Raw genomic sequence first — 19,153 nt, forward strand, 5'->3', positions numbered from 1 at the left:
TTTTTTATTGACAAAATAATGTTCATACCGATATTATATATGAATAAATATTTTATTTTACTTATAATTATTCATTCGATTAAATGAGGGAGTATACATGCACATTCGAAGAGCGACTATGAGCGATACAGATGCCATCTATCAATTAATTAAACATTATGCATTGGAAGGAAAGCTGCTCAGCAGAACGTACGCATCTATTTATGAAAATTTACAAAATTTTTATGTTGCAGATGAAGGCGGAGCAGTGGCTGGCGTTGCCAGCTTGCATATTTTAGACAAAGATTTGGCTGAAATCCGCTCGCTGGCCGTTGACCCTGCCCATACCGGCAAAGGCATCGGAAAAGAGCTCGTAAAACAAATCATTTATGAAACAAACAGGTTGGAAATTGAAAATTTGATTGCCTTAACGTATCAAATCGAGTTTTTTACCAAATTAGGATTCGATATCGTTGACAAGCAATCTCTCCCGCAAAAAATGTGGAAGGATTGCATCAATTGTCCGAAACTTCCATCGTGTGACGAAACAGCTATGTTAAAAAAAGTATGGCAGACAGAACTAGCGAAACAATAAAAATAATTTCATCACACTTTTTTATTGCCCGCCTCAAAGAAGCCGCACCGCCGCAGTTTTCAATAGTAAATAAAATGAAAGGAGCTATCCAGAAAGTCAAATCCCTATCGTAAACAAAAAATTATAAACGTCGATATATCAACGTTTCTAAAACATTAAAGGGGGCGTCAATAAGCCGTAAAAACGACTTATTAGACACCCCTTTGCATCCATAAACCATTTACAGCACAAATTGTCGAATAGCATGGGCGACACCGTGTTCATCGTTTGTCCTCGTCACGATATCGCACATTTCTTTCACCTCAGGCTCGGCATTCCCCATTGCAACGGAAAGCCCTGCAGCTTCCAGCATTGGAACGTCATTGAAATTATCACCAATCGCAATCGTTTGTTCCAATGGGATATTGTAGTGCTTGGCAACAGCTTTTAATCCGTATCCTTTATTTCCCTTTTCATCCATTATTTCAATGTTGTAGTCACCTGATGTCGTAACCGCAATCCCAGCAATGTTTTCTAATTGTTCCATAATTTCTTTTCTAGTATGTTGATTAAATTGCAAAATAAAAAACTTTTGGACCGATAAATCACCGCGGTTTATAACATCTTGTATATGACGAAAGTATCGATTATTGTCGGTCCTTTTTGGCTGCTCGATAAACTGTTTGTACTCAGATTCAAGCAAACATTTTGCCAGCTCCGGATTCGACTGCAGAGCAGAGCGAACTTTGGCGCTCCAGTCTTCCGGCATCCAAATACCATCATTTGTATAAAGTTTATACGGCACACCATAACTCTCCAAAATTTCGGCTGCTTCCAACATGTTTTGTTTGTTCATTGAAATGTATTTCGGCTTTTCTCCTTCGATTACGACAACTGTTCCATTGCTTGCTGCAAATGGACATGCCAAATCATATTCGTCCAGCAGTTCACGAATACTCTCAGGCGCCCTGCCGGAGCAAATCATGATGATATTTCCCTCATTTTGTGCTTCCCGAATAGCTGTAAGATTTTCTTCTGATATGGATAAATTGGAAGATAGCAATGTCCCGTCTAAATCAATAGCTACTAATTTCATACTGTTTCCCCTTTTAACAAAGTAAAGTGATTATATTCATTATATATGATCCTTTATTTCTGACAACATGTCTTTCGTTTTTAATTGCGGTTTAGCTGGTTTGTGACTAAATCAAAATAAAATCCTTCTTTTTCCAGCAATTCATCATGAGATCCTTTTTCCACAATGCGGCCATCCTGGATAACAAATATTTGATCTGCTTTTTTAATCGTATTCAGCCGATGAGCGATCACAAAGCTTGTTCTCCCCTTCATCAGCCTCTCCAGCGCTTCTTGAATCTTTAATTCTGTTACAGTGTCAATGCTGCTTGTCGCTTCATCCAGCAATAAAATGGACGGATTTTTTAAAATCGCCCTCGCAATTGAAAGAAGTTGTTTTTGACCTTGACTGATGCTCGTTCCACCTTCGTTAATGATTGTATCATATTGATCAGGCAGGTTTTTAATAAATGAATGAGCATTTGCTAGCTTTGCCGCTTCCTCCACTTCCTCATCTGTTGCATCCAATCTTCCGTATCGGATATTTTCACGAATTGTCGTGTGAAACAAAAAAGGATCCTGCAATACAAACCCCATTGCTTGACGAAGTTCACTCCGTCTTAATTTGGAAATATCCTTTCCATCTATCAAAATTCTCCCTTCATTTACTTCATAAAAGCGTGCCAGTAAATTGATGATCGTTGTTTTTCCGGCGCCGGTGGCACCGACAAGGGCAACTGTTTCTCCCGGAGAAACATGAAAGCTAATATTTTTTATCGTTTGTCTCTCTTCCCCGTATGAAAAAGATACTCGATCAAACACAATGTCTCCTTTTATATTTGCGGATTGTACATATTCTCCAAAATCGGCTTCCTCTGCCTGCTCATCGAGCAAATCAAATACCCGCTCTGCACCGGCAACCGCAGATAATAATGTATTAAATTGATTGGCAAGATCATTTAAAGGCCGTGTAAACTGCCTGGCGTACTCCGCAAAAACAACAATCGTTCCGATGGTTATCCACCCTTTTAGAGCAAAGATTCCACCGAACCCTGCAATCAATGTAAAACTTAAATTGTTTAATACGTGCATAAGCTTTGGGATAAAACCGGAAATCGTCTGAGCCCAAAATGAAGATCTCCGCAGCCTTTCATTTTTTTCTAAAAACTCATGCATAACCCGGTTCTCTTGTGAAAAAGTTTTGACAATTCGCTGACCAGTGATGGTTTCTTCAATGTATCCATTCAGTTCTCCTAAACTTCGCTGCTGCTCTTTAAACAATTGTCCAGTCCGCCGGGTAATCCATTTCATACCTACAACCAATAAAGGAACAACTATTAAGGTGATGATTGTTAAAAAAGGGCTCATCCATAACATAACAGAAATAACACCAATTAATGTAAGAACACTGGATGAGATTTGAATCACTGAGCTGTTTAATGTCGAGCTGACGTTTTCAACATCATTGGTCATTCGGCTCATCAGCTCTCCCGTTTTTTTCTGATCAAAAAAAGAAATGGGAAGAAGGTGAAACTGGCGAAATAGATCGGATCTCATTTTATACACAGTATTTTGCGCCACTTTGATCATCCATATGTTTTGCAGCCAAATGGAAAGGGAATGCAATGCATAGATCAAAACAAGAACGGCGAAAAAAAAGAAAAAGTGATTTCCGCTTTTTTCTACAATATAAATGTCGATCCCTTTCCCTACTAAAAAAGGCCCAAGGATTGTTAAAACTGTGCTAATAAAAACCATGAGCAAAACGAAAAAAAACAAAACCTTTTGATCTGACATATATCCCCAAATTCTTTTTAATGTTCCTTTCCAGTCTTTAACTTTTGAAGAGCTTTTCTTCACTTTTGACTGATTTGTCAGCTTTAGTTTTTCATATCGGAAAGGTTCAATAAGACTTTTGAGCATGACGGATGCCATCCTTTCCATATTGTGATTCATAGATTTTTTGGTAAAGTGGAACGCTGCGTATTAATTCATCATGCCTTCCTTTCGCAAGCACCTTTCCGTTTTCTAGTAGCAAAATTTGATCAGCCGCCATCGCTGTTGCAATTTTTTGCGTAATGATCAAGGTCGTACATGGATATTTCATCAATGCTTGAAGCAGTTTTCTTTCCGTCTTTAAGTCTAAAGCACTCGTGCTGTCATCAAGCAGCAATATTTTTGGCTTTCGGACAAGCGCTCTGGCAATCGAAATTCGCTGCTTTTGCCCTCCGGAAAGATTCACGCCTTTTTGGCTGATAAGGGTATCATATCCATGAGGTAGCTTTAAAATCGTATCATGTATTTGGGCATCCTTTGCAGCAGCAATGATTTCTTCCATAGTAGCATCTTCTTTTCCCCATAAAATATTATCTTTTACCGTTCCAGTGAATAACAGCGATTCTTGCGGAACCATCCCAATTGACCTTCTTAAATGCTCAAGCTTGATCGTACGTATATCGAAACCGTCAATATAAACGGCTCCTTTTTCTAAGTCGTATAATCGCGGAATTAAATTAAGAAGAGTCGATTTGCCGGAGCCGGTAGCCCCCATCACCGCCATAGTTTCTCCAGCATTTACCGTAAACGATACATCATCAAGCACCTTAACGGCTGAATCCGGGTATGCAAAGGACACCGATCGAAATTCAATTTTTCCCTCTTTTATTTGATGACTTGATTCGGCAAGCTCATCAGTCAATTTTACTTCTGTTTGAAGCACCTCCGAAATCCTTAAGCTGGAGGCTTTTGCCCTTGAAAAACCAGAGACAATAAAAGACAGCATAGATAAAACAGAAATGATCCTCGTTGAATAATTGACGATCGCAACGACTTCACCTACTTTTGCCTCACTTGGTCCAGCATGAGCCGCCCATAAAATAATTAAAATGCTTACATTCATTACAAAAAGCAAGACAGGCTGCATGATTTCCATAAAGCGGAGCACGAAAATTGTTTGGTCTTTTAAATCTTTGTTCGCCTCCTGAAAGCGATTAACTTCATAGTCATTTCGCAAAAAAGCTTTGATTAAGCGCATATTCGTCAAGTTTTCCTGTATGACTTTATTCACCGTATCCAGCTTTTCTTGCACGATTCGAAACATCGATCCTGCTCTTTTCATCACCCATAAAAGAAAAAAGATAAGGCACGGAAGAATGACGATGAGAATGAAGGATAATGTAAAATTTACTGCTAGAGCCATAACCGCGCCGCCGATCACCAACAATGGAGCACGCAGCATAATCCGAAGTCCCATAAAAATTGTGTTTTGCACTTGGGAGACATCATTTGTCATCCTTGTAATGAAAGATGAATTGGAAAATTGATTATAGTTCGCAAAAGAAAAGGTTTGAATTTTCCCAAAAAGAACTTTTCTAATATCAAATCCAAAGCTCTGGCTGACATGCGCCGCAAAAAATGAATTAATGATGCCTGCTGCAAAGGCAAGAGCCGATACACCAACCATCACCAGCCCCCAATGGACGACAGCTGATAAATCCCTTTTCAAAATTCCATCATCTACAATTTTTGCCATAAACAAAGGCTGGACAAGCTCCACTGTCAGCTCGGTTAACATGAGAGCAAGAGCAATAACAACCGCCAAGCGGTACGGTTTTAAGAAAGACGCCACTTCTTTCATAAGCATAGCCTCCAAAAAGTATGAACGAAACTATTTATATTTTCCATCATACAACTTTATAAAAAATTTTTTAACTATTTTTACTTTTCCCTATTAAAGAAGGCAATTATATGTTTTTATGGGACGTGTGGTAATTCCAACTATTGTTTGCAAGCTGACGCATTCACAAGCAAGCAGGTTGTAATTCCAAATATTTTTTCGAAAGTGACAAAAATTAAGACGACCCCGAAAAGTTCGTTTGAACCTTCCGAGATCGTCCAGCTATGAAATATTTATTAACCTTTTTTTACTTCTTCAGGCACTTGCAAACCAAGACCTTCTGCAACGCGGGTGCCATATTCAGGATCTGCTTTGTAGAAGTGGCCGATTTGGCGGAGTTTTATTTCCTCCAGCTTAACTGGCTTCATTGAATTTACAATATTTTCAATAAGGCGTGCTCTTTCATCTTCACTCATGAGACGGTATAAGTCGCCCGCTTGAGTATAATGGTCATCATGGTCATAAGGAACGTTTTCCGCAACACCTGATACTGGGTATGATGCTTGTTTTGCTTCAGGTGTTTCTTTTGGACCGCCGAAGCTGTTTGGTTCATAATATACAGAGCCTCCGCCATTTGAGTCAAAGCGCATAAATCCATCACGTTGATAGTTGTTCACTTCAACTCGCGGACGGTTGATTGGAAGTGAGTTATAGTTTGCCCCGATGCGGTAGCGATGTGCATCATGATATGCAAAGAGACGACCTTGCAGCATTTTGTCCGGCGACACATCGACTCCTGGAACTAGGTTTCCCGGTGAGAATGCAGCTTGCTCAACTTCTGCAAAATAGTTTTCAGGGTTTTTATTTAATACTAATTTTCCTACTTCAATTAATGGATAATCTTTGTGAGACCATACTTTTGTCACGTCAAATGGATCCCATCTGTATGTGTTGGCATCTTCAAGCGGCATGATTTGCACATAAAGCGTCCAAGAAGGATAGTCTCCGTTTTCAATCGCATTGAATAAATCCTCTGTATGATAATCCGGATTTTCTCCGGCAATTTTTACAGCTGTTTTCGTATCAAGGTTTTTTATACCTTGGTCAGTTTTGAAATGATATTTGATCCAGACGCTTTCCCCGTCTTCGTTTGTCCATTTAAATGTATGGCTTCCATAACCATTCATATGACGGTATGTTGCTGGAATTCCGCGATCTCCCATCAAATAAGTTACTTGGTGCAATGATTCAGGCGATAGAGACCAAAAATCCCATACGGCAGTAGGATTTTTCAAATGTGTTTTTGGATCGCGTTTTTGTGTGTGGATAAAATCAGGGAATTTAATCGCATCGCGAATGAAGAAAATCGGCGTGTTGTTTCCTACGATGTCATAGTTTCCTTCTTCTGTGTAAAACTTAACGGCAAAACCGCGCGGATCGCGGACCGTATCAGCGGAGCCAAGCTCACCTGCAACAGTTGAGAATCTTACAAATACTGGTGTTCGCTTGCCTACTCCGTTGAAGACTTTCGCTTTCGTATATTTTGACATATCATTTGTCACTTCAAAGTATCCGTGAGCACCGGCACCTTTTGCGTGAACAACTCGTTCAGGAACTCTTTCTCTATTAAAATGGGCTAGTTTTTCCAGAAGATGTACGTCTTGAATTAATGTCGGACCTCGATGGCCTGCTGTCATCGAATTTTGATTGTCCCCTACAGGAGCACCCCAGCTCGTCGTAAGCTTTTTATTATCTCCCATTTACCGATCACCTCATAATTTAAAATAATATTTCTCTAATCATTACAACTATATGATAACATATTTTAATTAAAAATCAATAGTAAATTATAATAATTTTAATAAAGGAGTTTGAAACCGTTGATCTATCAATCAATGAACCTCGTTTATTATCAATTAGCCACTATTTTTTTCATGTTGTTCTGTTTATTTTCTTTGACAAGTTGTTTAAAAAATTGGCAATCGAGTAGGAGGGGGTGACTAACCCCCGACCTCTCACACCACCGTACGTACCGTTCGGTATACGGCGGTTCAATTAAGTATGACGTAGTGCTTGATATCTTTCGAATAGACTTCTTAACCCTCGACGCTTCCAATAGGAGTTGTCGAGGGTTTTGTGTAGGATGGGACTGCAGGCAATCCGCCAATATTTCTTGCGTGTATTGCCCCATTCGAATGCTTTATGGCTTGGAACTTCTAATCCTCTGAGTTTCCGAATTCTTGTTTTCGGGGTTTTCCATTCTTTCCACAAACACATCCGAAGCCTTCGTCTAATCCATTCATCAAATTCTTTGAACTTACTTGGTGTTTCTGCCAAGGCAAAATATCCGCACCATCCCATTAAATACTTATTCAGTTTCTCAATCCTTTTCTCCATTGGATACGGTTTCGACCTTGATGTAATTTCACGGATCTTGTTCTTCAAACGTTTCACACTTTCGTTCGCAATCCGTACCTTTGGAGTCTTATTGAGTGTGAAGCTGAAACCGAGAAACTTCCGTTTCCAAGGACGGTCTACCGCCGATTTCTCTTTATTTACCTTGAGCTTTAACTCCTTCTCTATAAAGTTCGTAATGGAGTTCATGACACGAATTCCTGCTTTCTTTGTTTTCACATAGATGTTACAGTCATCCGCATACCGAACAAACTTATGTCCACGTTTCTCAAGCTCTTTATCCAATTCATGAAGCATGATGTTTGATAAAAGTGGACTAAGCGGGCCGCCTTGAGGCGTTCCCATGTCCGTTTCCATTACCACTCCATTGATCATCACGCCTGATTGAAGATACCGGCGAATTACCTTCAGTAGAATTCGATCTTTGATCGTTTTCGCCAAGATCCCCATCAGTTTGTCGTGATTCACCTTGTCAAAGAATTTCTCTAGGTCTATATCGACTACCCAACGATATCCTTCTTTGATATAACCCTTTGCTTCCCTAACCGCATCATGTCCCCTTCTACCTGGTCGGAAACCATAGCTATGGTTCGAGAAGGTCGGATCAAAGATTTTCGTCAACACTTGGGCAATCGCTTGTTGGATGAAACGATCCGTCACGGTAGGGATCCCTAGAAGTCTTACTCCACCGTTCGGTTTCGGGATTTCGACTCGACGGACGGGTAAGGGCTTGTAGGTTCCTTCTCTCAACGACTGTCGAATGGAGTCCCAATTTTCGTAGAGGTGTCTTCGTAGGTCTTTTACGGACATGCCATCTACTCCGTGACCTCCTTTATTCTGTTCGACTCGTTTCAGTGCCGCCAGGAGATTTTCCCGTGACAAAATCATTTCCATCAACATTGATATCCTCTCCACGTGAACGAATTCTTCTATTTGTGCCATCTTCTGCTCCACCCTCTTGAAGTCCCCCGTGGGATTCACCACTTCCTCCTTCAAGTAAGTCCTATCGGATTGTCTGCTTCCACACAGAAGGTGAACGCCTAGCGATTCGTTCTCCTTAATTGTTCAGTCCTTCCTCTTCCATCTCGAGCTTGAAAGAGTACTATGACTTCTGCTGACTTCTGACTGTTCAGTTATCTATCACTAGATAGGTTACCAAGGTTACTTGGCGTGCCAGCCAGATCTCCCCGGGTAAGTACATGCACTTTCACACCATCTATCCGCCTCATTTACTCGATATGACCTTCGACAGAAAGAGCTTTGTTTTGTTTCGCAAACTCACTCAATCATACCTAGCCTTATATGAGGTTCGTGTTCCTCGGACCGGTGTTTTGCCTCCAGCTTCCTTCAGATTCCGCGTCACCACGGACACCCTTGCTCTTGGCTAACCTCTACTTCTGTCTTCGGGGTTCGGGACTTACACCCTATAGTTCATGTACATGCCGGGCGCACGAAAAAAACGGCTGAGCAAATATAGCTCAGCCGCTACAAATTGAGAGGTTCTTATGGAAGCTATCGAATTGAAACTGAAAAAACAACATACATAGTTGAAAAAGACCGTTGATCTCTCCGTGCAAAAACAGCAAGCCATTTTCATTTATGGCAAGATGTCATTTCATATTCCCAAGCAATATAGGATTCAACGCTAATATGAAAAAATGTTCGTATTCCACTTTATCTCTTTACGAAGAGATTCGCTCCGCTTTCCTTTCCATGCGGGAGCTTGGAATGAATAAAGACAGAAAAGCAGCTGCAAAGGCAAGCAAGCCTGTTGCAAGAAACACTTCATAAAAACCGATGTGATCTGCAATAAAGCCCGCTAACATCGGACCAGTGAAAATGCCGATTGCATAAAATGATTGATAAAAGCCCATTGCGGTCGTCCGATATGCTTCTTGACAGCTTTGAATAACCATCGCAAGCAGCAGCGGAAAAATAAAACCAAGCCAAAACCCTATGAAAATATGCATGAAGCAAATCCATAGAATCGAATTTGACAACGGCAACAGAAGATGAAATAATCCGCTTAAAATAAATGAAAGCAAAAGCAGTTGTTTTTGCTTTCGAACAGGAAAATAGGCAAGCAGCAATGATGCAGCAGCATGCGGAATAAAAAAGGAAGTGACGACCCAAAAAAACACGGACTCACTAAATCCGATTTTCGAGACATAAACCGGTGTAAATCCAAAAATCGTCATAAACAAAATTCCGTGTCCGGCAAGCGATAAAGCTGAGATGCCCCAAAGCGGCTTGATGCCGAGAACATATTTTAATTGACTCATATATTTGAAATCAATAAGATTCACCTTATCGCCGATTTCTTTAATGCGAAATGAAAGAATAAGACCAATCAAAGCCATGACGGTCCCAATGAGAAACGGCATTTCCCAGCCGAACCACTCTACAATTTTCCCGCTGATAGCCATGCTAATAAATTGGGAAACGACCGTCATAAACTGGAGAATTCCCATCGCTTTGGAAGATTGACTTTCCGTAAAATATTGAGCGTATAATGTAGTAGCCATTACCCACATCGACGCGGTAATTCCTGAAAGAAGTCTTGCAATAAAAATCGGGATAAATGATTGAAAGAAAAGAAACAGGATTCCGCTGGCAAACGCCATAAAAAAACCAGCTATAAGCATTCCTTTTCTCATTTGCCCTAAATAGTCTGATAAAACTCCAAGAGGCAAACGAATCAAAATCTGGGTGATGCCGTAACTGCCAAAAATAATGCCAACAAGTGAATAGTCAAACTGCAAATGTTCTAAATAAACCCCAAAGATTGGAACATAAATATAAATGGAAAACCAAAAGCAAAAGATAACTGTTAAAAAAATAATATGATCTTTTTTCCCTGCTATATTTATTTTTTGAACGTTCATCGCCAAAACCTTTCTATATAATTAAATAGGAATTTTTTGCTCTTTCCATTTTACGATATTTTTGAAATTATACAATATTCGAGTTTCACGAAAATCGTTTCTATAAATTTCCTATTCCAATAGTATAATTAAGATATATAGTGTTGTGGAGGGATATTATGACTGAGCTTTTAGTAGGATTGATCATTGGTATTTTCATCATGTTCATCGTTGTCAATATCAATAAAACGAAGAAAAAAAGATCATTAAAGCTTGTTCAAGAGGCTGTCCCGGCAGAATTAGCCTGCCGCATTCCAGAAGGGCTGCCAATTATCTCTCGTTTGGAAGACTCTCTAAACTCAGAATATATGGAAAAAGTAAAGAAAAGAGTGTTAGCAAATCATCCTAGTTGGACCGAAACGGACTTTAACTGGCGCCTATTTGAATTAAAAAGATATTTTTTGTTGGCAGGAATTTTAAAATCAGTTCCAATGTTCAGCGATGAAGTGGATGAAATATGGCATGAAATGATTATGTTTACGAAAGAATACGAAAATTTTTCAAAAAAATTTTTTGGATCATTTCTGCATCACAGCCCTAATGTGGAACGGACACCGATTCCTCACGAAAGAGCCCTTTTTGATTGGATGTATTTGCACTTATTTGAAATCTATCCAAACAGCACGAAGCTGTGGGGAGGCTTTTTAAAAAATCCGCTAAGCAAAACACTTTTGGAAGAAGTTCGCTCAGCTAGTGACGAAAAACTGTTTGATAAATATTTTCGTTCGTTTGACCCGATCAAGCCATTACAAACAAAGCTGCTTGAACAGCTGAAAAACGATATTGAAAAAGCAGAAGAAATGAAACGACAAAACAAATCGCTCCGCAAGGAAATAAAAACAGACGATACGTACTCGATGCTGCTACCGGCTATGGTATTTTTATCGCTGTACGAGCAGGACAGTTATACAGAAAAAATGTCGCAGCTTTTGAATAAGGATGCAGGGACAAGCGGAGGTTCTGTTTATGCATGCGGGGCTGCGCTCAGCGATTCCAATGATCATTCAGGGGGTTCCGGATGCTCTTCTTCAGGATGCTCCAGTTCAAATTGCGGAAGCAGCTGCGGCGGAGGATGCGGCAGCAGCTAAGGAAATGTTCATAACCACACTCTTTTAAAGGTGAGCGCGATGAGCAGAAACCGGCAAAGTGCCGATTCTTGTTTTCGATTTTAAAAGCCCATATGCGCATTTTTTCTATGCTGCAAACAGCTGCCCTTCAAAATACCATTAGATCTACTATGCATCCATTTTTACAGTACATAAGGGTAGCTTATGCCGTATATGTTCCAACAACAGCTCGTTCTTGCTTCAAAGATCAGATTTCGCAAAAATCATTAAAAAACCATCGCCTCCCAAATTGAGGATGGCGATGGTTTCCTTTTATTTCGAGTGCATTTTAAATTCTAAAAATAAATCATTATAATAGGAAAGCATTCGTTTCCCTAGGTTTTCATACACTTCCAATTTATCCGTTAATTCAGGGGACGGGTAAAACCGCTCATCTTCAGAAATCTCTTTCGGCAAGTATTCAAGCGCCTTTTCATTTGGAGTAGAGTAGCCGACATATTCAGCATTTTGCGCAGCCACTTTCGGGTCTAGCATAAAGTTGATAAATTTATGAGCGCCTTCTATGTTTTTGGCCGTTTTCGGAATAACCATATTATCAAACCAAAGATTAGAGCCTTCTTTCGGCACCACGTAATCTAGCTTCTCATTTTCCCACATGATATCTGCAGCATCTCCCGACCAGACGAGAGCGGCACCTGCTTCTTCGTTTGCCATCAGCATTTTGATTTCATCTCCAACGATCGCCTTCACGTTTGGAGTCAGTTTATCCAGTTTCTTTTTCGCTTCTAGCAAATGGTCTTTGTTCGTATCATTCAACGAGTAACCAAGACTGTTCAATCCCATTCCGATTACCTCTCGGGCGCCGTCGACAAGAAGTATTTGATTTTTCATATCTTTATCCCATAAATCATTCCAGCTGTCGATCTTTTTTCCCCCGAGAGCTTCCGGATTATACAAAATGCCGACCGTTCCCCAAAAATATGGAATGGAATATTTATTCCCCGGATCAAACGATAAATTTAGAAAACGGGGGTTGATATATTTTAAATTAGGAATTTTCGAATGATCAATAGGAATAAGAAGACCTTCTTCCTTCATTTTGCTAATGGCATACTCAGAAGGGACGGCAATATCAAATGTTGTTCCTCCTTGGGAAATTTTTGTCATCATCGCTTCATTAGAATCAAATGTTTGGTAAATCACTTTTATACCTGTTTCTTTTTCAAAACGGTCGATCAATTCCGGATCAATATATTCTCCCCAGTTGTAAATCGTAAGGGTATTATCACCGGAGTAGCCTTCAGATGCATTCAGTCTCGCAATAAAAAACAGGATGGCAAACGAAGCGATAAATACTATCGCAAACATCTGCACAATTTTTTTCATTTCCGTCCCCCCAATCTTCCCGGACGATTATAGCGCAGCGTGATGAAATAATAGCCGATCACAAGCAAAATCGTTAAAAGGAAAATGAGTGTTGACAAAGCATTAATGGTAAGGGAAATGCCTTGTCGAGCCATTGAATATATTTCAACAGATAAAGTGGAAAAACCATTTCCAGTAACAAAGAATGTAACGGCGAAATCGTCCAAAGAATAGGTTAAAGCCATAAAAAATCCAGCAAAAATCCCAGGGGTAATATAGGGGATTACTACTTTTGTTATGACATTCCACTGGCTCGCCCCTAAATCTCTTGCCGCATCGATTAATGTCGGGCTCATTTCCTGAAGCTTTGGCAATACCATCAATACGACAATCGGCACACTAAAGGCGATATGAGACAGCAAAACAGAAATAAAACCAAGCTGAATGCCGACAATGGTAAACAAAATTAAAAAGGAAGCTCCGATGATGACATCAGGACTGACTAATAGAACATTATTTAACGAAAGCAATGTATTTTTCACCCGTCTTGTTTTGACGGAGTAAATGGCGAGCGCACCGAAAACGCCGATGATCGTTGAAATCGCCGCAGAAAGCAAAGCAATTACAATCGTATTCAGTACAATAATCAACAGACGCACATCCTGCAGGACTTCTTTATACCAGTCCAACGTAAAATTTTCAAAATGATGCATTTTTCCGCCGCTGTTAAACGAGTAATAAATAAGGTAGAAAATCGGAGCGTATAAGATGAAAAATACGATGATTAAATATATATTTGAAACCTTCCATTTTCTGTTCATTTTTCATCCCTCACTTCCGATTTCCTGTTAAAAACATGATGATCACCATTGCAAGAATTAAAAAGACCGCAATGGTTGCTCCCATTCCCCAGTTTTGAGTAACTAGGAAATGCTGCTCTATTGCTGTGCCAAGCGTAATTACCCGGTTTCCTGCAATCAAGCGGGTAATCATAAATAACGATAATGCAGGAATAAACACTGCTTGGCATCCGGATTTAACACCGTCCAGCGTCAGCGGAAAAATGACCCGGCGGAACGTAATCCAAGGGGATGCTCCGAGATCCTTAGCTGCATCTACAAGCGTTGGATTTAATTTTTCTAAAGCATTAAAAATCGGCAAAATCATAAATGGAACGAAAATATAGACAGAAACAAACACAAAGCTGAAATCTGTAAATAATATTTGTTTAGCACCGACACCAATTAATTCCAAAAAATGATTGGCTATTCCATAGGTTCCAAAAATGCCGAGAAAGGCGTATGCTTTTAACAGCAAATTGATCCACATCGGCAAAATGATTAACAAAAGCCAAAGCTGCTTATGTTTTGTTTTCGTTAATAAAAGAGCTGTCGGATAAGCGATCAATAGCGAAAAGGCTGTAATTAAAAACGCATACCAAAATGAGCTTAACGCCATTTTCAAATAGACCGGCGTGAAAAATTTCTCGTAGTTTTCAAAAGAAAATGTTCCTTCAATGTTAAAAAACGAATAAAAAATGATAAGCAGAATCGGAACGACAACAAATAGTAAGATCCATAACACATATGGTAAGAAGTATAAAGCGCGAATATTACTTTTCATCGGCAACACCAATACGAGAATTTTCTTCTAAACGCATAACGTGTATTGCTTCCGGTTCAAAATAAAGACCAATTTCATCGCCGACTTCTGCCTTTTTTGTAGAATGAACAAGCCACTCGTTGCCATCCTTATCATAACAGCAAATTTCATAATGAACTCCTCTAAACAGCTGGGAATCCACATAAACCTTCAGCTTTCCTTTTTCAGGTGTTGTTATTTCCAAGTCCTCCGGTCGAATTACCACTTCTACGTCCTCGTTCGGAGCAAAGCCTTTATCAACACATTCAAACTGCTTTCCGACAAATTCAACAAGATAATCTTGAATCATTTTTCCTGCGACAATATTCGATTCTCCGATAAAGTCTGCCACAAAGCGGTTAACAGGTTCATCATAAATATCTTTCGGCGTTCCACTTTGCTGAATTTTCCCCTTATTTAAAACAAAGATTTCATCAGACATTGCAAGAGCTTCCTCTTGGTCGTGTGTGACAAAAATAAATGTAATGCCGAGCCGGCGCTGAAGCTCCCGCAGCTCGTACTGCATTTCCGTGCGCAGCTTTAAATCAAGAGCTGACAACGGTTCGTCTAACAGAAGCACTTCCGGTTCATTGACTATCGCTCTCGCAATGGCGACCCGCTGCCGCTGTCCTCCTGACATCTCCTGAATGTTCCGTTGTTCATAGCCAGATAAGTTTACAAAACGAAGGGCATCTTTTACTTTTTGTTCGATGATATCCTTTTTCATTTTTTTAATTCTAAGGCCAAAGGCAACATTTTCAAACACATTCAGATGCGGAAAAAGGGCATAATCTTGAAACACTGTATTGACTTGACGTTTGTTCGGCGTTACATGGTTAATATTTTTTCCGTTAAAATAAATCGTGCCGCTGGTCGGTTCCGTAAATCCCGCAATTAGACGGAGAATGGTTGTTTTTCCGCATCCTGAAGGTCCAAGCAACGTGTAAAATTTTCCGCGTTCGATTTCAAAACTTACATTATCCAATACTGGCAAATCATCATCATATTTTTTTGTCACTTGTTCAAAGCGAATAATTGTTTTATTGTTCATGAACGATTCCTCCAACCGCATCAAGAATTATAAATAAGATTCAGTTGCCACTAAAATTACTTGCGACATGCTTTCTGCCTCATTGACAATTTGATGCTCATCGGATGCATGATAATAAATGGATTCTCCTTCCTTTGCCACATACTTTTTTGTTCCGATCCGAACTTTTATTGTTCCTTTCAGAACATAGGCGAACGTTTCAGATAAGGATGGTTCAAAAACTTTAAACTCTCCTTTTTCAAACAACGTTAAAAGAATCGGCTCCATTTCTTTTTCATTTGATTCAGGAACAATCCATTCAACCTTATATCCTCTCTCTTGGTCAATAAATACTTTTCGTTCTTCTTTGCCGTAAACTACTTTTTGCTCGGCATCCTCATCATCGAAAAAATCTTTTGGATTGCATCCCAGCACATCCAATATATTCAGAAACGTTTCCAATGAGGGAGAGCTTAAATCTCTTTCCAATTGGGAAATGTATCCTTTAGACAAATCGGTTCGTTCGCTTAGCTCTTCTTGCGTCAGACCTTTTTTTATCCGCAAATTTCGAATTTTCCTCCCAATTTTCATCATAACAACCTCATTTGTTTAATACTAGTAAACTTTTTGTCAAAAAAAATTAATATATTTATCGAAAATTGTTTATTTCACGACGATTTATTATACACAATTACACAAAAAACACAATAAAAAATTTTCAAAAAAAGAAGGAATTTTTAGTTGATCTTCAACTAAAATTTCCTTCTTTTTAAAAATCCTTAATTGTCAGAAATGAGGCCACTACATCTGGATCAAAATGCGTATTTTGATGCTCCACTAAAAAATTCAACGCTTTTTCAATCGGCCATGCAACTTTATATGGACGGCTGCTCGTTAAAGCTTCAAACACATCGACAACCGCAACAATTCTAGCTTCTAAAGGAATTTCTGCTCCTTTCAAGTTTTTCGGATATCCCGTTCCATTCCATTTTTCATGGTGAAAGAGAATAATATTTTCGGCCACTTTATAGCTTTGCCTTAAAAAGTTATCTTTCAGTTTGCTTGTTATTTTTTTCAAAATGTCAAAGCCTATTAACGGATGCGTCTCCATAATTAAGCGTTCATATTTTGTTAGTGGTCCTGGTTTATATAAAATTCCTTCAGGTATGCCAGCTTTTCCTATATCATGCAAAATGCTGGAGTAAGCAACATTTCTCATATATTCTTCTGATAAATTAAGATTATGATAGCTGTTGTGAGCATAAATGAGCTTTTCAGTTAGTTTTCGAACGTTGATCAAATGATCCTCAATGCTTGGATCTTGAATTTCACAAGAAATCGCCAGCACTTCCAATATTGATTTTTTTGTTTCTTCTATTTGCTCCTGCGAAACGTATGCTCCGCTGTCCAGCTGCTCCAATTCCCGAAAAATTCCTACAAAAAACAGTTCATCTTCTATTAGAATAGGAGTTATTGTTATAGATGAGTGCCATAATTCTCCTGATTTCTTACGATTCACAAAAACACCGGACCAAGGCTTTTTTTCCGATAATGCTTTTTTCATCGAAGCATAAGTTTGCTCCGGGGTCAAATGAGATTTAATGACACCTGCTCTTCTGCCGACAATGAAATCCTTTTTATATCCCGTTATTTGTTCATACGCATCGTTAACAGCGACGACAACATGATCTTTATCTGTCACAATGACAGCATCAGCCAGTTGAAGATAAGGAGACAATAAGTTTTCTACATTCATGTTTTTAAATCCCTTTCCCAAATCTCATCTTGCAAACTATTCATTTAAAGGGATAATCTCATATTATTGGTTCGGTTCATAGATGCTCCACGTTAATTTCACCGAATTTACAATTTCATCTGCTACTGTTTCAGGATCAAGATTATTGGTCGATACTTTTGAGTTATGGAGAGAGTATGCATTTTGCCGTTTTATAAACAATTTTTCAATTTCCTCCATTGATTTTTCCTTTAAAAGAGGGCGGTTCTCGACTAAAAGCGGCATTCGATCCTTCCAGCTGTCCCATGATAAATCCAGCAAAAAGACGATGCAGTTTGATAAACAAGCATTGCGGACCTCTTCTTGTAAATAGGCTCCCCCTCCTAAAGATACAACCTTCAAGCGTGTGTTCGTGCAAATATCAACAATATACTCCTTTTCGATTTTTCGGAAATAATCTTCGCCAAATTTTTGAAATATTAACGAGATGGGCATATTTTGCTTTTTTTCAATCTCCTGATCCACATCAATGAAATCTCGGTATAACTTTTTCGCGACCAACTGGCCAATAGTCGTTTTGCCGACTCCCATAAATCCAATTAAAACAATATTTTTTTCCCGAAGAGGGATTTCTACATGTTCCTTCATAACGCATCCACTTCCCTAGATTTCTTCATCATGGTGTGTCAGCTTGACTCCCGCACTACAAGCTCAGGCTGTAAAATCAGTTTTTTTGCCTCTTCTTCATCACCTTTCATTCTCCGATGCAAGAGATCAGCAGCTTTTGCACCGAGCCGATCAGGAAAAGCTGCAATGGTTGTTAAAGAAGGGCTGAATACCGCTGACTCCGGAATATTATCAAAACCAACCACAGCCACATCTTTGCCTGGAACAATGCCTTGTTCTTTTAATCCGAGCATAACACCAGATGCAACAACATCATTATAGCAAAAAACCCCGGTTGGAGGCTGAGGATGCTGCATAACTCGCTTAATCGCCTCTATTCCCCCTTGCCTAGTTGCGGGAGATTGGACAAACAGCGATTCATCCATTTCCAGCCCGGCTTGTTCAATCGCTTCACAAAATCCTTTTTTCCGGTCTGTCCATACTGATGAATTAGAAAAACCGCCCAAAAAAGCGATGCGGCGGTGGCCTTGTTCGATTAAATGTTCAGCCGCTATCCGTCCGCCTGCAACATTATCGATTCCGACATAATCAAACGGCTCTTCTGACAGCATTTTTCTCGCTACTAAAATAACAGGAATCCCCCATTGCTTTAACCGTTCTACCATATCTGGTGAACTGCCTGGGACAGGGCTCATAATTACCCCGCCGACACGATATTCAAGCATTGTCGCAAGCAGCGCATCTTGTTTATCAGGGGAATCAAACGTCGTTCCTAATATTACGGTATATCCTTCTTTATCTAAAGCTTCGTGAACGCCCACCAATAATTCCGAGAAAAAGGGGTTGCCGATCTCTGTTATAATCAAACCAACTGTTGAAGATTGGTGGGATCGTAAATTCGCTGCAACACGATCATATATATATCCCAACTCTTTTATCGATTTTAACACTTTTTCTCTTGTTTCTTTTGAAATATTTGGGCTGCCCCGAACAACAAGGGAAGCTGTAGCCCTCGACACACCCGCGTGTTTTGCAACCTCCTGCAGTGTCACGCGGGACTGTTTTTTTCGTCCCATCTGTCCAATCACCTGCTAACGCAATTAATC

At 39.5% G+C, this 19,153-nt stretch carries 16 protein-coding genes; 2 read left to right on the top strand and 14 right to left on the bottom strand.

The features are described 5' to 3' along the window. Positions 1 to 97 precede the first annotated feature (97 nt). Positions 98 to 574, top strand: a complete 477-nt coding sequence (locus NSQ41_RS16790) for an N-acetyltransferase (protein WP_339210408.1) — start codon at positions 98 to 100, stop codon at positions 572 to 574. Positions 575 to 794: 220 nt separating this feature from the next. Here the strand turns inward: NSQ41_RS16790 and NSQ41_RS16795 are convergent, their stop codons facing one another. From NSQ41_RS16795 to NSQ41_RS16820, 6 genes are all read right to left on the bottom strand, one after another. Further along, positions 795 to 1,649, bottom strand: a complete 855-nt coding sequence (locus NSQ41_RS16795; protein WP_327848567.1) for a Cof-type HAD-IIB family hydrolase — start codon at positions 1,647 to 1,649, stop codon at positions 795 to 797. An 80-nt stretch (positions 1,650 to 1,729) separates the two neighbouring features. After that, positions 1,730 to 3,550 carry an ABC transporter ATP-binding protein gene (locus NSQ41_RS16800; protein ID WP_339210410.1) on the bottom strand — a complete coding sequence of 607 codons (1,821 nt, stop codon included), beginning with the start codon at positions 3,548 to 3,550 and terminating at the stop codon, positions 1,730 to 1,732. Further along, entirely contained in the window at positions 3,531 to 5,264 is a 1,734-nt protein-coding gene (locus tag NSQ41_RS16805) for an ABC transporter ATP-binding protein (RefSeq protein WP_339210411.1), read from the bottom strand. The genes NSQ41_RS16800 and NSQ41_RS16805 overlap by 20 nt, the downstream gene beginning before the upstream one ends. A 275-nt stretch (positions 5,265 to 5,539) precedes the next feature. After that, a complete protein-coding gene (katA, locus tag NSQ41_RS16810) occupies positions 5,540 to 7,003 on the bottom strand; it encodes a catalase KatA (RefSeq protein ID WP_063386805.1) in 1,464 nt (487 codons plus the stop codon). A 295-nt stretch (positions 7,004 to 7,298) separates the two neighbouring features. Then, on the bottom strand, positions 7,299 to 8,558 hold the full coding sequence (ltrA, locus tag NSQ41_RS16815) for a group II intron reverse transcriptase/maturase (protein WP_094245397.1): 1,260 nt from the start codon (positions 8,556 to 8,558) through the stop codon (positions 7,299 to 7,301). Between the two features lie 782 nt (positions 8,559 to 9,340). After that, a complete protein-coding gene (locus NSQ41_RS16820; protein WP_063386806.1) occupies positions 9,341 to 10,543 on the bottom strand; it encodes an MFS transporter in 1,203 nt (400 codons plus the stop codon). 158 nt (positions 10,544 to 10,701) lie between these two features. Between NSQ41_RS16820 and NSQ41_RS16825 the strand changes: the two genes are divergently transcribed. Continuing rightward, positions 10,702 to 11,670, top strand: a complete 969-nt coding sequence (locus tag NSQ41_RS16825; RefSeq protein WP_094244440.1) for a hypothetical protein — start codon at positions 10,702 to 10,704, stop codon at positions 11,668 to 11,670. 291 nt (positions 11,671 to 11,961) lie between these two features. Here the strand turns inward: NSQ41_RS16825 and NSQ41_RS16830 are convergent, their stop codons facing one another. The 8 genes from NSQ41_RS16830 to NSQ41_RS16865 all read right to left on the bottom strand — a co-directional run bounded on the left by NSQ41_RS16830 (position 11,962) and on the right by NSQ41_RS16865 (position 19,123). Then, positions 11,962 to 13,035, bottom strand: a complete 1,074-nt coding sequence (locus NSQ41_RS16830; RefSeq protein WP_063386808.1) for an ABC transporter substrate-binding protein — start codon at positions 13,033 to 13,035, stop codon at positions 11,962 to 11,964. After that, complete coding sequence (locus NSQ41_RS16835; protein ID WP_130157449.1) at positions 13,032 to 13,835, bottom strand: ABC transporter permease; 804 nt, start codon at positions 13,833 to 13,835, stop codon at positions 13,032 to 13,034. Before NSQ41_RS16835 ends, NSQ41_RS16830 begins: the two co-directional genes overlap by 4 nt. Positions 13,836 to 13,845: 10 nt before the next feature. Further along, a complete protein-coding gene (locus NSQ41_RS16840; RefSeq protein ID WP_339210414.1) occupies positions 13,846 to 14,637 on the bottom strand; it encodes an ABC transporter permease in 792 nt (263 codons plus the stop codon). Beyond that, on the bottom strand, positions 14,627 to 15,706 hold the full coding sequence (locus NSQ41_RS16845) for an ABC transporter ATP-binding protein (protein ID WP_063386811.1): 1,080 nt from the start codon (positions 15,704 to 15,706) through the stop codon (positions 14,627 to 14,629). Before NSQ41_RS16845 ends, NSQ41_RS16840 begins: the two co-directional genes overlap by 11 nt. Positions 15,707 to 15,733: 27 nt before the next feature. After that, positions 15,734 to 16,276 carry an XRE family transcriptional regulator gene (locus NSQ41_RS16850; protein WP_066250024.1) on the bottom strand — a complete coding sequence of 181 codons (543 nt, stop codon included), beginning with the start codon at positions 16,274 to 16,276 and terminating at the stop codon, positions 15,734 to 15,736. Positions 16,277 to 16,454: 178 nt separating this feature from the next. Next, positions 16,455 to 17,441 (bottom strand): HD domain-containing phosphohydrolase, encoded by a 987-nt coding sequence (locus NSQ41_RS16855; protein ID WP_311066533.1) that lies wholly within the window; start codon positions 17,439 to 17,441, stop codon positions 16,455 to 16,457. A gap of 63 nt (positions 17,442 to 17,504) precedes the next feature. Then, on the bottom strand, positions 17,505 to 18,068 hold the full coding sequence (locus NSQ41_RS16860) for a shikimate kinase (protein WP_063386814.1): 564 nt from the start codon (positions 18,066 to 18,068) through the stop codon (positions 17,505 to 17,507). Between the two features lie 38 nt (positions 18,069 to 18,106). Further along, complete coding sequence (locus NSQ41_RS16865; RefSeq protein ID WP_066250028.1) at positions 18,107 to 19,123, bottom strand: LacI family DNA-binding transcriptional regulator; 1,017 nt, start codon at positions 19,121 to 19,123, stop codon at positions 18,107 to 18,109. Positions 19,124 to 19,153: the final 30 nt, after the last annotated feature.

Source organism: Aeribacillus sp. FSL K6-8210 (assembly GCF_037963925.1).
GTDB lineage: Bacteria > Bacillota > Bacilli > Bacillales > Aeribacillaceae > Aeribacillus > Aeribacillus composti.

What these genes read in the sequence shown, in the direction of transcription:
- NSQ41_RS16795 (WP_327848567.1), bottom strand. Translation starts at nt 1,649, where the DNA reads ATGAAATTAGTAGCTATTGATTTAGACGGGACATTGCTATCTTCCAAT.
- NSQ41_RS16825 (WP_094244440.1), top strand. Translation starts at nt 10,702, where the DNA reads ATGACTGAGCTTTTAGTAGGATTGATCATTGGTATTTTCATCATGTTC.
- NSQ41_RS16835 (WP_130157449.1), bottom strand. Translation starts at nt 13,835, where the DNA reads ATGAACAGAAAATGGAAGGTTTCAAATATATATTTAATCATCGTATTT.
- NSQ41_RS16855 (WP_311066533.1), bottom strand. Translation starts at nt 17,441, where the DNA reads ATGAATGTAGAAAACTTATTGTCTCCTTATCTTCAACTGGCTGATGCT.
- NSQ41_RS16845 (WP_063386811.1), bottom strand. Translation starts at nt 15,706, where the DNA reads ATGAACAATAAAACAATTATTCGCTTTGAACAAGTGACAAAAAAATAT.
- NSQ41_RS16850 (WP_066250024.1), bottom strand. Translation starts at nt 16,276, where the DNA reads ATGAAAATTGGGAGGAAAATTCGAAATTTGCGGATAAAAAAAGGTCTG.
- NSQ41_RS16800 (WP_339210410.1), bottom strand. Translation starts at nt 3,550, where the DNA reads ATGCTCAAAAGTCTTATTGAACCTTTCCGATATGAAAAACTAAAGCTG.
- NSQ41_RS16860 (WP_063386814.1), bottom strand. Translation starts at nt 18,068, where the DNA reads ATGAAGGAACATGTAGAAATCCCTCTTCGGGAAAAAAATATTGTTTTA.
- NSQ41_RS16865 (WP_066250028.1), bottom strand. Translation starts at nt 19,123, where the DNA reads ATGGGACGAAAAAAACAGTCCCGCGTGACACTGCAGGAGGTTGCAAAA.
- NSQ41_RS16830 (WP_063386808.1), bottom strand. Translation starts at nt 13,035, where the DNA reads ATGAAAAAAATTGTGCAGATGTTTGCGATAGTATTTATCGCTTCGTTT.
- NSQ41_RS16805 (WP_339210411.1), bottom strand. Translation starts at nt 5,264, where the DNA reads ATGAAAGAAGTGGCGTCTTTCTTAAAACCGTACCGCTTGGCGGTTGTT.
- NSQ41_RS16820 (WP_063386806.1), bottom strand. Translation starts at nt 10,543, where the DNA reads ATGAACGTTCAAAAAATAAATATAGCAGGGAAAAAAGATCATATTATT.
- NSQ41_RS16790 (WP_339210408.1), top strand. Translation starts at nt 98, where the DNA reads ATGCACATTCGAAGAGCGACTATGAGCGATACAGATGCCATCTATCAA.
- NSQ41_RS16840 (WP_339210414.1), bottom strand. Translation starts at nt 14,637, where the DNA reads ATGAAAAGTAATATTCGCGCTTTATACTTCTTACCATATGTGTTATGG.
- ltrA (WP_094245397.1), bottom strand. Translation starts at nt 8,558, where the DNA reads ATGTTGATGGAAATGATTTTGTCACGGGAAAATCTCCTGGCGGCACTG.
- katA (WP_063386805.1), bottom strand. Translation starts at nt 7,003, where the DNA reads ATGGGAGATAATAAAAAGCTTACGACGAGCTGGGGTGCTCCTGTAGGG.